Source organism: Stratiformator vulcanicus (assembly GCF_007744515.1).
In the GTDB taxonomy this organism is placed as follows: domain Bacteria; phylum Planctomycetota; class Planctomycetia; order Planctomycetales; family Planctomycetaceae; genus Stratiformator; species Stratiformator vulcanicus.
Window position 1 is genome coordinate 3,974,599 of record NZ_CP036268.1, and the last position, 15,562, is coordinate 3,990,160.

The window sequence follows — 15,562 nt, forward strand, 5'->3', positions numbered from 1 at the left end:
CGCCGGATTTGGTCGAGTCACTGCGTTCTCCTCGTGGCGGTGGGTTTCAGTACGACCGCGCCCGTGGCGTCCTTCGCGACGAAGGCGGCGCGGAGATTCCGGTCATCGGCGGTATTCCACGCTTTGTGCGATCAGAGCATCTGGAGAGCTTCGGGCGACAGTGGACGACTTATGATGTCGCCCACGATGAGGAGGACCGGGCGACCTTTCAGGCGAAGACCGGGGTGTCCCTCGATGAGCTTAAGGGCTTAAAAGTTCTTGATGCCGGCTGCGGGGGAGGGCGGTATTGCAAAATAGCCGGCGAAGCCGGGGCGTCGGTCGTCGGTGTCGATCACACGCAGGCCGTCGATAAGGCCCAAATACTATGCGGTCACCTGCCGGACGTTTCTTTCGTGCAGGGCGACCTTAAGAGACTGCCGTTCGAGCCGGGATCGTTTGACTTCGTGTTCTCCATCGGAGTGATGCATCACGATGCCGACACCCGGAAGGTCTTCGACGCTGTCGCGAACATGGTGCGCCCCGGTGGTCGATATTCGGCCTGGCTTTACCGCCGCAATCAATGGTGGCAGGAACGAATTAATGACGCGCTGCGTGCTCGCTCGACGAAGATGAATCCGGAACAATTAGAGCGGTACTGCCGCCTCGGTGCGACGCTCGGCGGTATTCCGATCTTAAAGCAGACGCTCAACAAGGTCATTAATTTCAGTGCTCACCCCGACCCCGAGAACCGGCTGTGCGACACCTTTGACTGGTACGCACCGCAGTATCAATATCACCACACAGTCGAGGAACTTTGTGACTGGTTTGGCGACGCCAGCTTCGAAAACCTCCGCGTCTTGCCGCCGGAGAAGAGCGGGCGGTTTTACCGTTGGGCGTATGAACGGAATCTGTTGGTGGGAAGCGGGGTGAACGTGACTGGGGTGCGGGGCTGAATCCTCACGTTCGTGCCTTCCAGTATCCGGGTTGCCTGCGAACATGGGCGACAGCGACGATGAGTAGTTGCTCATCGCCGATGAACTCATAAATGACCAATTAGGGAAACTTCACTAACTTCAGGAAGCGATAAGGATCCTCGTAGCGAGGCCATCGCAGCGGAAATTGAGAGACCTGAACCATGACGCGGTCGATCTCCGCCACGAAAGCGTCGCGGATTTCCGCCCAGCCTCCCTGCGGTACCAGCGTTTGGCTTCCCGCAACTCCCTCGCGGCATCCGGATGAAAAGTAACTCGAGCGGGCATACCGCTACTCGTCACACTCGTTCTTAAGAGTTTCCCACGCAATCCCAATCGAAGGGTCTGCGGAAAACTCGTCGCTACGGCGGTTCAATTCCGCGACCCAATCCGTGTCACGAACATCCGATAAATCAGGTCCCACGCTCAGCATGAGACTCGAAGCGATCTGAAGCCGCTCCGCATCGGGAAGTTCTAGAGCCTCGGAAATGAGCTGTTCGGTCTTCGATGACATCTGACTGACTATAATTTTGAGGCAGGAATTGGCGATATCAGGAGCTGAATCACTTCACATTAAAACACAGCAATTTGTCCTGATCCCTTAAAAACAGCCGTCCCTTAGCCACGACCGGGTGTGGCCATGCCGGTCGGCCGCTACGTTCGGGTTGGTCGAAGCGGGCCATTTCTTCGTAGCCGTTCGATGTCGCGCGGACTAACGCGACCGGGCCGCGTTCACTGCGGACGATTAATTTCCCGTCGACATAGATCGTCGCCCCTTTGCCGACGCTGCGATCACGCCAGATGGTTTGTCCGTTGTTAAGATCGACACAGGCGAGGATGCCTGCATCGCCGCTCGTTCCATAGACGTAGTCGCCGTCGATGGCCATTCCGCCGTGATGGTTCTTCAGGTCGTCGGTGTGAAAGGCGACCGCGGCCTGAAATCCGCCGCCGCGATTATTGATGCGGACGAGCGATCCGCCGGTGCCGTAGTCGGACGAATAAAATACGCTTGAACCGAATTGCAGCGGAATAGAGCAATTCGCCGTTCCGTTGGAGGCGGAGTCGTCACCCCACAGGGGCATGGCGTTCTCGACGCTGATCCCGACGAGACCTTTTGAGGTGAATACGACGTACTGATTCAATCCGCCGGCTCCAAAGTTTCCGCCACTTGAGAGTTTAATCGGCGACGAATAACTCGGCTGCGGGTTGCCCGGGATGGAGCACGTCCAACTGGTCGCGCCGCTCTCTTTATTCAGGCCGACGACCGTCCCCTGTCCGTTCTGGCTGCCCGGCGTGACGACCACGGTGTCACCGTCGACAAGTGGCGACTCGCTGATGCCCCATACGATGTTCTGTCCGCCGAATTTCTGAAGGATGTTCAGATTCCAGTCGATCTGCCCGGACGCGGCGTCGATGCGGGCGAGATCACCGTTTGCTCCCAGGCAGTAGAGCTTACCGTTGTCATAGGTTGGCGTACTCCGCGGGCCATTGCCCTGACCGTCCTTATAAACGGTGCCGATCGGTGTCGACCAGACGGCTCGCCCGGAAGCAAGATCGAGGGCGAAGACCGTCTCCTGTCCGCCCTTCGTTCCGATCGTAAAGACGCGATCACCCACCACCGACACGCTCGAGTAGCCTTCGCCGAGACCGGATATCGTCCAAAGCCGCGGCGGGCCGTCGGCGGGCCAGTTCTCGTTGATGCCGGTCGTCGCGGAACGATTGTCACGATTCGGGCCACCGAACTGCGGCCATTCGTCGCTGCCGTCGGTCGGCGGAGCAGGACCGGCTTGGAAGCCGGGCGATGCGACCGGTGTTCGGGGCGATCCCGGCGGAGGTGTGTTCGATGCAGCCGGTGCTCCCGCACTGGTCGCCAGAATTAGTCGCGCTTCGCCTTTGCGACTGGCACTGATTTTGACCTGAAAGCCGGGACGCAAATCGGACAGCTTGGCCGACTTATCGTCGAGTTCGATCCGCGTTCTCGTCGGAACTTGGAGCGTCTGGCTGCCCGACCCGTCGGCAGCCGAAATCGTTAGTTGACCTTCGCCGACCTCCGAGATGGTGCCGGTGACGATCGCCCCACTGGCGGAGCAGGAAGCGAGTGAGAGAACGGAAAACGCGATAAGCCAGCGCATAGGAAATTCCGGTGGAGACGCATGTGCCTAAGAACTCCGCTACTATCCGCACCTGCCACGATCACTGCAACATCAAACTTTGTTGATCCAATTGTCGAACATGTCGCCACGGACGCAACGACAACTTCGCACCGGCCTCGCCTTCGTCTCGCCGTGGCTGATCGGGTTCGGCCTGCTGGTGCTCTACCCGTTCGCGGCCACGCTTTACTGGACGTTCTGTCGATACGATCTGCTGTCGTCACCCGAGTTCATCGGCCCCGATCATTTTGAACGGATGGCGAGAGAGATTGCCGATGCGAGCGGCTTCGGTGAGGCTTTGTGGAACACGTTTTACTTCGCAATCGTTTCGGTGCCCGCGAGCGTCGTGCTGGGTGTGATGCTGGCGGTGATTTTAAACCGGCCGACGCGGGGCCGAGGCATCTACCGCACGCTCGTGTTTCTGCCGTCGATCGTGCCGACAGTTGCAGCAGCGATCGTGTGGATGTGGCTGCTCGATCCGACCAAAGGCTTGGTCAATCGAATGCTCCAACCGCTCGGAGTGACGCCCGGATGGTTCAACAGCCCCTCCGAGTTCTTTAACCTCATGTCGTTGCTGAGTGGTCAGGCAGGACCCGGCGCGAAAGACGGCCTGATCCTGATGAGCCTGTGGGGCATCGGGAACTTTGTGATTATCTATTTGGCAGCGCTCGGCGGGATTCGGAAAGATCTTTACGAAGCCGCGATGCTCGACGGGGCCGGCCCGCTGTCTCGCTTTCGGCACGTGACGCTGCCGGCACTAAGCCCGGTGATCTTCTTCAATCTGATCATGGGTTTGATCGCGTCGGTGCAGTACTTCACTCAGGCATACGTCGTCAGCGGAGGCAGCGGGGGTCCGCAGGGCACGACGACGGTGCTCTCGCTGTACATCTTTCTGTGGTCCTTCAAGTACGCCGAGGCGGGCTACGCGAGCGCGTGCGCGTGGGCGGTGTTCGTTGTGGTCGCGGTAGCGACGGTGCTCCTGTTCCGCGGTTCGAAATCGTGGGTGCATTACAGATGAGCGCCGAACACAAACCCGAAGCGCGAGCGAGGGACCTTAGAAAAACATCACCTCTTCCCGGGAAATCTCTCGCTCGCGCGTCGGGCTTATGTGTTGCTTGCGTTGCGGGCTTATTTGGCATCGCCTTTGTCATGTGGGCGATGAGTGGCGAGGCGGGTCTTCCCGCGGGGCGTGAGCGGGTCGTCTTCTGGCACTTTTGGGGCGGTGCCGAGCGTGAGGCGGTGCGGGACGTTGTCGCGCGCTTTAATGCCTCACAGGACGAGTACGAGGTCGAAGAAGTGCCCGTGCCCGGCCAAAACCTGGACATGAAATTCTTCATGGCGGTCGCCGGCGGCAGCTATCCCGACTTGATCAATCAAGACGATCAAGTCATCGCTCAATGGGCGTCACGCGGCGTGCTGACGCCGATGCGTGAGTTGTGCGAGGACGAAGCCGAATACGAACGACTGATGCGATGGCTCTCACCTCCGGCAAAGCGGATCGGAACCTACGAAGGCGAGCTTTTCGCCCTTTGCAACGCGCTGGACATCCGCGCGATGTTCTACCGCTCCGACTTTCTCGCCGATCGGCCGGTGCCGCAGACGATCGAAGAGTTTGACGCGCTCGCTATGAACCGAATCGCCGACCCGAACCGGATCAGCTACCTGCCGGATGATCGCCGCCTGTGGGCATGGGGCACGGCCTTCGGCGGAGACTTCGTCGATCCGATTTCCGGCGAGACTTCGATCGATGATCCCGAAGTCGTCACCGCGTTGGAATGGATGCGGTCGTACGCCGACTTCCACGGTCGTGATACAGCGGTCGCATTTCGCAGCACGGCTCGGGAGACGGGTGCGGGCTCGATGTTGCTCGACGGCCGCTACGCGATCGTGATGGACGGCCAATGGCGGGTGGCCGAACTTGACGCTGCCGCGGAACAAGCGATTGCTGCGGGGCAGATGCCAATCCGCTACGAAGTCGGGCCGTTGCCTTATCCGCCGGGCGGACGTCCGCGGGCCGGTTGGGTGAACGGCAACTTCTTTCTCGTTCCCCGAGGCGCTCGGAATCCGGACGGAGCGTGGGCCTTCATGAAGTTCTGGGCAGGCTTCGACAATGAATCCGAGGCTGCTGACACAGCGGCGACGGGCGGTTGGATCCCGGCGAGCCGCAAGGTGATTGAGCAGCCGACGTTTCAGGCTTACCTCGACGAGCACCCGAAGTTTCGACTGTTCGTCGAACTGACGCAGAGTGAGGCGCAGATTCCAACGCCCGCCGTTTCCGTGCAGACTTTTCTCTATGAGCGGGTCAACCGGGCGGCCGACGAAGCAATCTCCGGCGGTGCCGCCCCCGCCGAAGCACTACGGCGGGCCGACGTTGCAGTTGAAGCTCGCCTCAAAGCGGGAGGCGGCCTATGAGGCGTTCGACACTCCCGGCGGAACTACTTGGCCTCGCGACCGCGGCGTTGTTCGCCTTGCCCGTCGTGTGGATGCTGCTTTCGTCGCTGAAACCTCCGGGGCAGCCGGAGTCTGAATTCTGGCCCGCGACGTTCTATTGGCAAAACTATGCCGAGGTGATCGAAGACGAACGGCTGCTGGTCTTCCTCGGTAATTCGCTCTTCTATGCGGTCGCGACGTCAGCCGGCACGACGGTCAGTTGCTGTGTTGTGGCGTACGGGTTCGCAAAGCTGGAATGGCCGGGACGTGATGCCCTGTTTCTCGTGCTGATCGCGACAATGCTGCTGCCGTTTCACGTCACGATGCTGCCGCGGTTTCAGCTGTTCGCCGCGCTGGGCCTTTACGGCACCTATTGGCCGCTGATTCTGCCGAACTGGTTGGCTCAAGAGGCGTTTTCCGTATTCCTGTTGCGGCAGTTCTTCCTGACGATTCCCGACGAAGTATGCGATGCGGCAAGAATCGACGGGGCAGGGGAATGGACGATTCTGTCGCGGATCGTCGTGCCGATGTCCTATCCGGCGCTGGCGACGGTCGCGGTGCTGCAGTTTTTGGCGACTTGGAATGAGTTCGCCGGCCCGCTGCTTTATCTGAACGACCCGGCGAGATATCCGCTCGCTTACGCTCTGCAGCAATTCGTCAGTGCCTATCGCACGCAGTTCGGCCCGCTGATGGCCGGAGCGGTTTTGTTCACGCTGCCCGCGGCGATCCTCTTTATGATCGCCGGCCGCATTTTCACCCGAGGCATCGCCGCAGGGGGCCTCAAGGGATGAGGCAGACGCGTTTCGCCCCCCCTTTGGAGAGCGCGTACGCTTATCGCCAAGCAATCCCGACGGGAAAGCGATCGGAGGACTGGGGCGAGGAACTCAGCCTTTGCGGTGACGGATCTTGGCCCGCATCCGCCGCTTTTTGCGACCGATCTTGCGGCGACCCTTACCTGTTTTCTTCGTTCCCATACCCTGTCTGACTCTCAATCGAAAAGAATGGCGTTTGCCTGTGATATTTCCGGATCGACGAGTCTATCGTGGATCAAATAATCACGCAAATGAATCCCGCTCGATCTGGGGGAAATGCCGACATGGACGAGATCGAATTCCGAGAGGATGACGCCACCTACGATTGCCCGTCGTGCGGCGAGGCCATCGTCATTCCGCTCGACCTGACCGAAGGGAATGAGCAGCAGTTCATCGAAGATTGCCCGGTCTGCTGTCATCCGAACCAGATTTACGTCAGCTTCGGCCCGGAGGGCGAAGCGGTCGTATCTTCCGAGTCGACATAAACTCGCTGCGCTCGCGGTTGAGAGTTGATAGTCGAGGGTCGAGAGTGGGAGAATCGGAAACGTTGCTATTGCTTCGCTCGTTCCCCCGCCTCTCCCATCGCCCCCGCCGACGGCCCCGCGCCTCGCCACTTCCCGCCGGTTCCTTGACACATTCTTCGGGCCGGAACTACGATGCCGCCTCGATCGATCGCTCTGCCTGTCCGTCCGACTGACATCAGCGTACGCCGCCTGACGACGTTCGCCCGGTCTACCGCCTCGCTGAGGCCACGGCCGCTTTCGCTGCTCGTCGGACGAATTGCTACCGTTAGGAATTTTGAAGATGGCTGTTCCCAAAAGAAAAACATCGAAGGCGCGAAAGCGGAAACGCCGCAGCCACATGGCTGTCAAACCGATGAATTTGGCCGCCTGCACGCAGTGCGGCAACATCGGGCCGACCCATGTCGTCTGCCCCAATTGCGGCTACTACATGGGCCGCACGCTCGTCGAAACCGAGGAAGACTGACGCTATGCGGATCGCCCTCGACGCGATGGGCGGCGACCATGCTCCCGAGCCGAACGTGCACGGGGCGATCGCGGCTCTCGATTTGCTGCCTGAAATCTCGGTTTGTCTCGTCGGAGACCGCCCTCGCCTTGAAACACTGCTCTCAGAGGCAGCTTACTCGGGCGACCGGATCACCGTGCACGCAGCCGAAGGCTTCATTGAGATGCACGAAAAGCCGGTCGAAGCGCTTCGGAAAAAGCCGAAGTGTTCGCTGGCGGTCTGCTGGCAGATGATGGCCGGCAAAGAAGTCGACGCCGTCGTTAGTGCCGGAAATACCGGGGCGGTCGTCGCCGCGGGTCTGCGAACGCGACTGTTCCTTAAAGGTGTTAAGCGGCCCGGCATCGCCGTGACGCTTCCAACCCTCAAAGGTAAGAGCGTCTTGATCGACGTCGGCGCTAACCCGCAGGCCCGGTCGGAACACCTCTATCAATACGCCGTGATGGGCTCGATCTACGCGAAGTCGATCTTCAAGATTGATTCCCCGCGGATCGGGCTGATCAACATCGGCAGTGAAGATGGCAAAGGCAACGAACTGTATCGCGAGACTCACCAGCTCCTGACTTCGAGCGACTTGAAAGATCAATACGTCGGCAATGTCGAAGGTCGGGGGCTTTACGCCGGTGAAGCCGACGTCCTCATTTGCGAAGGGTTTGTCGGCAATGTCGTGCTGAAGACCAGCGAGGGAATTGCCGACTTCCTCATGAAATCGATCTCCGAAGCGATCATGCCCGCCTTGGACGCCGACCGAGACAAGGTCATGGAGGCCTTCAAAGGCCTTGGTAAACGGTTTCAATACCATGGCACCGGCGGGGCCCCGTTGTTGGGCATCGACGGAATTTGCATTATTTGTCACGGATCGAGCAGCGCAGACGCAATTACCAACGCTCTGCGTGCGGCGACCAACTACGAACATCAGCACGTCAACGAGCGGATCACCGCCGCCCTCGTCCGCGACTGACGTGACCACACGGTCGCGGCTTCATGTCGGGCGAGCATGCCGAAACGATTTGCGTCGTGGCGGTTGATCGGGCTCTGGCAATTTCAGGGAGGCCATTATGGCGAAGCGCGCATTCCTCTTTCCCGGCCAAGGCGCCCAACACTTGGGGATGGCCCGGCAACTGACCGAAGAGTTGCCGGCTGCCAAGGATCTATTCGATCACGCGGCCGATGTCCTCGGATTCGACCTGCTCGACGTTTGCGTGAACGGGCCGAAAGAAAAACTCGATCAGACCGACGTCAGCCAACCGGCGCTGTTCGTCGCCGCTTTGGCCTCGCTGGAAAAGCTTAAAGCGGAGTCGCCGGAGCTGATCGACGAATGCGAATTGACAGCCGGGTTGAGCCTGGGCGAGTACACGGCCCTGGTCTTTGCCGAATCTCTCACATTCGAAGAGGGGCTTAAGGTCGTCAAAGTTCGCGGCGAGGCGATGCAGGCCGCCGCGGAAGCCAGTCCTTCGGGGATGGTCAGCGCCCTGTTGCTCGACCGCGATCAGGCCAAAGCCATCCGCGATGAAGCGTCCAACACCGGGCTGATCGAACTGGCGAACTTCCTTTGCCCCGGCAATACGGTTCTTTCGGGCGAGAAAGCGGCGTGCGAGAAAGCGATCGAACTGATCGAAGCCGCCGGCGGTCGACCGATCGAATTAGCCGTCGCCGGAGCGTTTCACACGGAGCTGATGCGACCGGCCGTTGATCGGCTGGCTGAAGCCCTCTCGGAAGTTCAGTTTCAGCCGCCGAGGATCCCAGTGATTTCCAACGTGACGGCCGAGCCGACATCGGACGCCGCCGAAATTCAAAAGGTTCTCGCTCAACAGGTCGTTTCACCGGTACGCTGGGAAGACTCGATCCGTCACATGCTCGATCAGGGTATCGAAGAATTTGTGGAAGTCGGTCCGGGGCGAGTGCTCACGGGACTGCTGAAGCGGATCGATCGGAAAAAGAAGTGCACCGCGACCGAGTGCCCGTAAACCCGTCGTGAGTCCGACGGACAGTGGCAACGATCGCTCAGAGGGAATTGACTCCTCTAATTGCTTGCCAGATCGTGCCACCGCGGTTGAACCGGAGAATCTCGCTGTGGTACAAGAGCGATGCGTGCAGAGAACCTGAGCAAGCCGCGTAAAGACGGATGATTTCTCGGCACAATTGCCGTTTACAGCCGAGAATTTGCAAACTATACAGCGTCGCTCCCCTGCGGTCTTGATCCGGGAAGCCCCCTCTGGGGCGACAAGAAATCACAACTCAATCCAAAACTTACCGAAGTTCCGGACTGCCCCATGGAGGCCACAAGAGTGTCTGACGAAAATCTGGAAGAAGGCGTCATTGCGATCGTCAGCGATCAACTCAACGTCCCCGTTGAAGAGATCACGAAAGAGAGCAGTTTCATCGATGATCTCAAAGCCGACTCGCTCGATCTCGTTGAGCTGGTGATGGAGTTCGAAGACCGTTTCGAAGTCACCATCCCGGACGAAGACTACGAGAAGATCAAAACTGTCGGCGACGCGATCTCGTACATCAAGGAAAAGAGCGGGAATGCGTAGACGGGTGGTTGTCACCGGCGCTGGTGTTGTCACCGCGCTCGGGTGCAATTTGGGCGAATATTGGGACGCGATCCTCGCCGGGAAGAGCGGGGTCGGTCCCATTCGACGTTTCGATCCGAGCGAATTCAAAGTTCGCTTCGGCGGGGAAATTTCGTATTTCAACGCAACCGAACTCGTCGATCTGCCCAAGAAAGAGCTCCGCCGGCTCGATCGCTTCAGCCAATTTTCCGTGGTCGCAACTGATCAGGCTTTCAAGCAATCCGGACTCGATCTCGGGGCCGAAGACCTGACGCGTTTCGGCGTGCTAATTGGCAGTGGGATCGGCGGCCTCAACGAAATCGAGGAGCAACACTCGACGTTGTACGGTCGCGGACCGACCCGCGTGTCCCCCTTCATGATCCCGAAGCTGATGGTCAACGCCGCCAGCGGGAACGTCTCGGTGCAGTGGGGGCTGAAAGGACCGAATTCGGCCGTCGCGACCGCCTGCGCTTCGGCGACAAACGCGATCGGTGATGCCTATCGGCTGATTCAGTACGGTACGGCTGACGTCATGGTCACCGGCGGTTCCGAAGCGGGTTTGACGCCGATGGGGCTGTCCGGTTTCGGACGGATGAACGCACTTTCGACTCGCAACGACGATCCCGAGAAGGCAAGCCGACCATTCGATGCCGACCGTGACGGCTTTGTGCTGTCGGAAGGGGCGGGGATTGTCATTCTGGAAGAATACGAACGGGCGAAAGCCCGAGGCGCGAATATTCTGGGAGAATTGAACGGGTACGGCATGAGTGCCGATGCCACCCACATGACTGCCCCCGATCCCGAAGGCCGCGGTGCGGCAATGGCGATGGCGACCGCGATTCGTGACGCCGAACTGAATCCTGAAGATATTCAGTACATCAACGCCCACGGCACGAGCACCCCACTGGGAGACAAGGCGGAAAACGTCGCAATACGCACGGTTTTCGGCGATCACGCTTCCAAACTGGCGGTCTCGAGCATCAAGGGTCATCTCGGTCACACGCTCGGTGCCTCCGGTGGCGTCGAAATCGTGGCCTGCCTGCTCGCTCTGCGCGATCAGGTCGCACCGCCCACGGCTAATCTCGATAAGCCGGGAGAAGGCTGCGATCTCAATTACGTGCCGAACGAGCCGCAGCAAATGCCGATCAAGTCGATTCTGAAGAACAGCTTCGGATTCGGCGGCCATAATGCCTGCTTGGTGCTTTCCGGGGTCCGATAAGCCGCAAGCAACGATACGGCTCAGCTTTTTTGTGATTTGCGTCGAGCGTCACGGTCGCATCGATTGTTTAATTCCGCTTTCCGATTTGCGGGAATTGGCCTACTCTTTGGCTGATTGGGGGCCAGGTGGTGCGATTTGGCAACACGTCGCCGCCTGTGTGCTACATTCGAGTGACACGATAGGCGCAGGCCGCCGATTGTGCCGCCTTTTACCAAAATGACGCCCCGCTCGGCCCGAACGCCCTTCGTCGCCGTCCCATTCGCGTACGGCTTAAGTGACATGCCTAACACCAGTAGTGAATCGTCGATTGTCGTCACCGGACTCGGTTTGGTCGGACCGCTCGGTCTGACCGCGGATGAGTACGGCCAGCATCTCTTGGCAGGCGAAAGCGGTATCCGCCGAACCGACCTGATCAAAGGCCTCGCCGCACCTGAGAACGTCGGTGGTCAGGCATGGGGATTTGACGACAGCGTGACCAAAACGGTCATGCCTAAGAAACAACGAAAATTCGTGCGGGTGATGTGTCGGGAGATCGAAAGTGGCGTCGTCTCGGCGCTGAACGCCGTCGAACATGCCGGTCTCAATCTCGATGAAATGGACCGCTCCCGCATCGGGGTCGACTTCGGCGCTAACCTGATGTTCAGCCCGCCGGACGTGCTGCTCGATGCCTGCGTCAAATGCAGTGACGAAAATGGCGACTTTGATTACGACCAGTGGGGCACCACCGGTTTGAATGTGATGGAACCGCTGTGGCTGCTGAAATATCTCCCGAATATGCCGGCCTGCCACATCAGCATTGCGCTCGATGCCCGCGGTCCGAGTAACTCTTTAACGCTCGACGAAGTCTCGGGAATTAATGCAATCAGCGAAGCCTGTTCGATCATCCGACGCGGTCGAGCCGACGTCATGATTGCCGGCGTGACGGGAACCCGACTTCATCCGGTCAAGTCGATGCACGTCGCACTGTGGGACGATCTGGCTCAATACGATTCGCCGCCCGAAACCTGGTGCCGGCCTTTCGATCAATCGCGAAAGGGACAGGTTGTGGGGGAGGGAGCGGGAACGCTGATCCTCGAACGTCGCGATCACGCTGAGGCCCGCGGCGCAGAGATTCTTGCCGAAGTGCTCGGGACCGGCTCCTCGTGCGTAATGGATCGCAGTGGCAAAGGCGACATGGTGAAATCGCTGACCAACGCAATTCGCGCCGCCCTCAGTGCTGCCGGCATTGCTCCCGACGAACTGGGGCACGTCAACGCGAATGCCGGCGGATCGCCTTCGGGAGATGCGGCCGAAGCCGAGGCGTTGCATCAGTCGCTCGGGGCGAAAGCCGCCGATATTCCGGTGACCGCCTTGAAGAGCTACTTCGGCAGTAGCGGAGCGGGATGCGGCGTCTACGAATTGGCAGGCTCGATTCTGGCCGGTCGGCAGGGTGTGATTCCCAAGACGCTCAACTATGAATCGGGCGATTCAACTTTCCCGCTTAATGTCGTGCATGGCGAACATGCCTCAGCGGGCAGCAAGCTGTTTCTGAAGACGAACGTGACGCGGATCGGTCAAGCCGCCGCCGTCGTTTTCAAGACGGCCTAGTTCGCTGACTCGATCGACATAGCCACGGTGGATCGGCGGGCGCGAATGGGGTTACGATCCCGCTGCTGAGCTTGCCCGCCTCTTACCGCTGGAAACCGTGCGTCATGGAAGAAGCCGTCCCGGGGGAGGCTCCCGCCCGAGCCGAGATCGATACCGCCACGTTGCCGCCGCTCTGGCATGACCGCGCATTTTTGGGCATGACCGCGACCCAGTTTCTGGGTGCCTTCAACGACAACGTGTTCAAGCAGATGATCCTGCTGTTCATTGTCGTGATGATTGTCGACAAGCAGTCCGCGGCTTCCTATCAGTTCGCGGCGACGGTCGTTTTCGCGGTGCCGTTCATTCTATTTTCCGGCTTCTGCGGTTTCTTGGCCGACCGGTGCGGAAAGTGGACGATCGTCTTTTCGAGCAAGGTCCTTGAGATCGCGATCATGCTTCTGGGCATGGCCGCATTCTACACCGGGCAAATCTGGCCGCTGCTGGTCGTGCTCTTTCTGATGGGTTCGCAGACCACGCTCTTTTCACCCGCGAAGTACGGAATTTTGCCCGAGATCTTTCGCCACCGCGATCTGCCGCGCGTCAACGGCATCATTTCGATGACCACGTTTCTCGCGATCATCTTCGGGATGGTCATCGGTGGAGCGGCGAGCGAACTGGCGCGAAAGTATTTCGACGGAGAGTACTGGCTGGTCAACTCGTTCTGCGTGCTGGTCGCCATTGGTGGGACCGTCACTGCGCTGGTGATCCGTCGCCCTCCGCCCGCCAGTGCAAACCTGCAATTCCGACCGAGGGACGTCTTCATGACGTCTGAAACATGGACGATGCTCCGAACAGATCGTCCCCTGACTTTAGCCTTGGTGGTCAGCAGCACCTTCTGGTTTTTAGGGGCCATGGTGCAACTCGCGATCACCCAGTTCGGCGTGCAACAGTTAGATATCGGCGAACTGCGCACCAGCATCATGAGCGGCACGCTCTCGGTCGGCATCGCAATCGGTTTTGTCGTCGCCGGCCGGCTGTCTGAAGGAACGATCCGCTTTTCGCTTCTCAAATACGGAGCCTGCGGGATTGCCGCTTCAATGATCGGCATCGCGGTCGTCGCCGTGTTGCCAATCGTTTGGGGGCTTAAATATGCGGCGCTGCTGTTCGTGTTTCTGACGTCCGGCTTTTCGACGGGGTTATTCGCGCTACCGATCACCACTTATCTGCAGGTGAGACCCCCGTCCGATCAAAAGGGACGGGTGATCGCGGCGATGAATTTATTCAACTGGATCGGTATCTGCTTTGCGGGCTTCGCCTATTTCGCCTGCGTCGCACTTCTAACCGCTTTCAAACTGCCGATGAGTTGGACCTTCGCAATTATCGGTTTGCTCATGGTTCCGGTTCCCCTGCTATATCATCCGCCCAACGAAAATATCGAAGCGGAAGACGATCAGCTTTGCCCGTCGTGCGGCGAAAGAAATCGGGCCGATGAATCAACGTGCGGCATGTGCGGCGCACCGCTCGACCCGCAAGACGAGGCCGTCGAAACTTCGGCCAGCCCGGCATCGTAGGCAATCGATTTCGGGACGCTGAATACGAGAGTCGGGCCGCGCAATAGAAACGCCTTCGCGAAGATCGGGAAGGCGTTGTTGCGGTGTCGAATGAACTGAACTCGCCGCTGTTCAATCAACCGGGCGGATGTCTTCGGCGCGCGGGCCTTTGGGGCCTTGGCCCTCATTGTATTCGACCTTTTGACCTTCCTGAAGCTCCTCGAAAGTCACGCCTTCGAGTGCTGAGAGGTGAAAGAACAGGTCGCCTTTGTCCGTGCCGATAAATCCGAAGCCTTTGTCTGTCAGTTTCTTAATTGTTCCCTGAGGCATGGCTGCCCGAATCTCCTGCAATCCCCCAAAAATCCGCGGGCAATTCGCGTCGCCGTTCCGCACAGAAATTAAGAAGCGTTGCGCCCCTTCGTACCCTCTGAGCCGTCAGCAAGACGGGACGTACGAATCCCCGTCAGAACGCACTTTCCTCCCGCCGCCGGACCCATCGGATCGCTGTTCGGTCCGGCTGTGGAGCGACCGGAACAGACCGCCCATTCCGTGATCGCCATAGTTCCGAATGGTAACCAGCGAAATTGCGACATGTAACCCTAATCTCAGGGATTACCCGATGGCCGGCCACAGTTCGAGGAGCTCATCGACGGCTTCGAAATCTTCGGCCAGATAGTCGGGAGCATGTTCGGCGAGTTGGTCACTCGAATAGACACCGGTCGCGACGGCGACAACTTTGGCACCGATCGCTCGTCCACATTTCACGTCGGCAGGGGTATCGCCGATGACCCACAGCCGCCGCAGATCGATCTGTTCAGGATGCCGATGTGCTTTTAGCGTGTTGAATGCGACACGGGCGACTTCGTCACGATCGGCATGCGTGTCTCCGAAACCGCCGAGGGCGAAATCGAAATAGGCATCCAAATGGTAATGGCGAAGTTTTAAGCGGGCGCCTTCAATGAAATTACCGGTCAGCAAACCGAGAATCACATCTTCACGCTGGTGCAAATGCGCGAGCAATCGTTCGACCCCGGGCAGCACCAGTCCGGGGGATTGGCCGAGCATTTCGTCGAGATGCTCAACGTATCGGCCGAGAAAGTTTCGCAGCGCCGCGTCGCCGAAGTCGAGTTCATAGTGGCGAAAAATGTCGGCGACGATCGCACGGTCAGTGCGACCGGCATAGGGGATGTCGAGGGGGCGGTCCGACCCATCGGTCAACTCACCGACCGCCCGCTCCATCGCCAAAGCACCGGCACCGCCGGTATTCAATAGCGTACCGTCAATGTCGAACAGACAGACGTGCATAA

At 59.3% G+C, this 15,562-nt stretch carries 16 protein-coding genes; 12 read left to right on the forward strand and 4 right to left on the reverse strand.

The annotated features are described in order from the left end of the window. The first annotated feature begins 8 nt into the window (after window positions 1–8). Complete coding sequence (locus Pan189_RS15785) at window positions 9–932, forward strand: class I SAM-dependent methyltransferase (protein ID WP_145366221.1); 924 nt, start codon at window positions 9–11, stop codon at window positions 930–932. A 310-nt stretch (window positions 933–1,242) separates the two neighbouring features. Here the strand turns inward: Pan189_RS15785 and Pan189_RS15790 are convergent, their stop codons facing one another. Then, entirely contained in the window at window positions 1,243–1,464 is a 222-nt protein-coding gene (locus tag Pan189_RS15790; RefSeq protein ID WP_145364924.1) for an addiction module protein, read from the reverse strand. 49 nt (window positions 1,465–1,513) lie between these two features. Then, the gene (locus Pan189_RS15795) at window positions 1,514–3,082 is read right to left on the reverse strand and encodes a PQQ-binding-like beta-propeller repeat protein (protein ID WP_145364925.1); all 1,569 of its coding nucleotides are present in this window, start codon (window positions 3,080–3,082) and stop codon (window positions 1,514–1,516) included. 100 nt (window positions 3,083–3,182) lie between these two features. On the opposite strand from Pan189_RS15795, the gene Pan189_RS15800 reads away from it, so the two are divergent. From Pan189_RS15800 to Pan189_RS15850, 11 genes are all read left to right on the forward strand, one after another. Further along, window positions 3,183–4,118, forward strand: a complete 936-nt coding sequence (locus Pan189_RS15800) for a carbohydrate ABC transporter permease (RefSeq protein WP_145364926.1) — start codon at window positions 3,183–3,185, stop codon at window positions 4,116–4,118. A 131-nt stretch (window positions 4,119–4,249) separates the two neighbouring features. Beyond that, a complete protein-coding gene (locus tag Pan189_RS15805; RefSeq protein WP_310820600.1) occupies window positions 4,250–5,512 on the forward strand; it encodes an extracellular solute-binding protein in 1,263 nt (420 codons plus the stop codon). Beyond that, the gene (locus Pan189_RS15810; RefSeq protein WP_145364928.1) at window positions 5,509–6,321 is read left to right on the forward strand and encodes a carbohydrate ABC transporter permease; all 813 of its coding nucleotides are present in this window, start codon (window positions 5,509–5,511) and stop codon (window positions 6,319–6,321) included. Before Pan189_RS15805 ends, Pan189_RS15810 begins: the two co-directional genes overlap by 4 nt. Before the next feature lie 305 nt (window positions 6,322–6,626). Then, window positions 6,627–6,827, forward strand: coding sequence for a CPXCG motif-containing cysteine-rich protein (locus tag Pan189_RS15815; protein ID WP_310820602.1), 201 nt, complete (start codon window positions 6,627–6,629; stop codon window positions 6,825–6,827). A gap of 319 nt (window positions 6,828–7,146) precedes the next feature. Then, window positions 7,147–7,329 carry a 50S ribosomal protein L32 gene (gene rpmF, locus Pan189_RS15820; protein ID WP_145364929.1) on the forward strand — a complete coding sequence of 61 codons (183 nt, stop codon included), beginning with the start codon at window positions 7,147–7,149 and terminating at the stop codon, window positions 7,327–7,329. A gap of 4 nt (window positions 7,330–7,333) precedes the next feature. After that, complete coding sequence (gene plsX / locus Pan189_RS15825; RefSeq protein WP_145364930.1) at window positions 7,334–8,326, forward strand: phosphate acyltransferase PlsX; 993 nt, start codon at window positions 7,334–7,336, stop codon at window positions 8,324–8,326. Window positions 8,327–8,423: 97 nt separating this feature from the next. Continuing rightward, entirely contained in the window at window positions 8,424–9,332 is a 909-nt protein-coding gene (gene fabD, locus Pan189_RS15830; protein ID WP_145364931.1) for an ACP S-malonyltransferase, read from the forward strand. Between the two features lie 321 nt (window positions 9,333–9,653). Then, the gene (locus Pan189_RS15835) at window positions 9,654–9,902 is read left to right on the forward strand and encodes an acyl carrier protein (RefSeq protein ID WP_310820603.1); all 249 of its coding nucleotides are present in this window, start codon (window positions 9,654–9,656) and stop codon (window positions 9,900–9,902) included. Further along, complete coding sequence (fabF, locus tag Pan189_RS15840) at window positions 9,895–11,139, forward strand: beta-ketoacyl-ACP synthase II (protein ID WP_145364933.1); 1,245 nt, start codon at window positions 9,895–9,897, stop codon at window positions 11,137–11,139. Before Pan189_RS15835 ends, fabF begins: the two co-directional genes overlap by 8 nt. A gap of 279 nt (window positions 11,140–11,418) precedes the next feature. Continuing rightward, window positions 11,419–12,726, forward strand: coding sequence for a beta-ketoacyl-[acyl-carrier-protein] synthase family protein (locus tag Pan189_RS15845; RefSeq protein WP_145364934.1), 1,308 nt, complete (start codon window positions 11,419–11,421; stop codon window positions 12,724–12,726). Between the two features lie 104 nt (window positions 12,727–12,830). Continuing rightward, the gene (locus Pan189_RS15850) at window positions 12,831–14,276 is read left to right on the forward strand and encodes an MFS transporter (RefSeq protein ID WP_145364935.1); all 1,446 of its coding nucleotides are present in this window, start codon (window positions 12,831–12,833) and stop codon (window positions 14,274–14,276) included. A gap of 111 nt (window positions 14,277–14,387) precedes the next feature. On the opposite strand, the gene Pan189_RS15855 is transcribed toward Pan189_RS15850, so the two are convergent. Further along, window positions 14,388–14,585: a cold-shock protein gene (locus tag Pan189_RS15855; RefSeq protein WP_145364936.1), complete on the reverse strand. Its 198-nt coding sequence runs from the start codon at window positions 14,583–14,585 to the stop codon at window positions 14,388–14,390. Window positions 14,586–14,867: 282 nt separating this feature from the next. Continuing rightward, entirely contained in the window at window positions 14,868–15,560 is a 693-nt protein-coding gene (locus Pan189_RS15860; protein ID WP_145364937.1) for an HAD family hydrolase, read from the reverse strand. Between the last annotated feature and the right edge of the window lie 2 nt (window positions 15,561–15,562).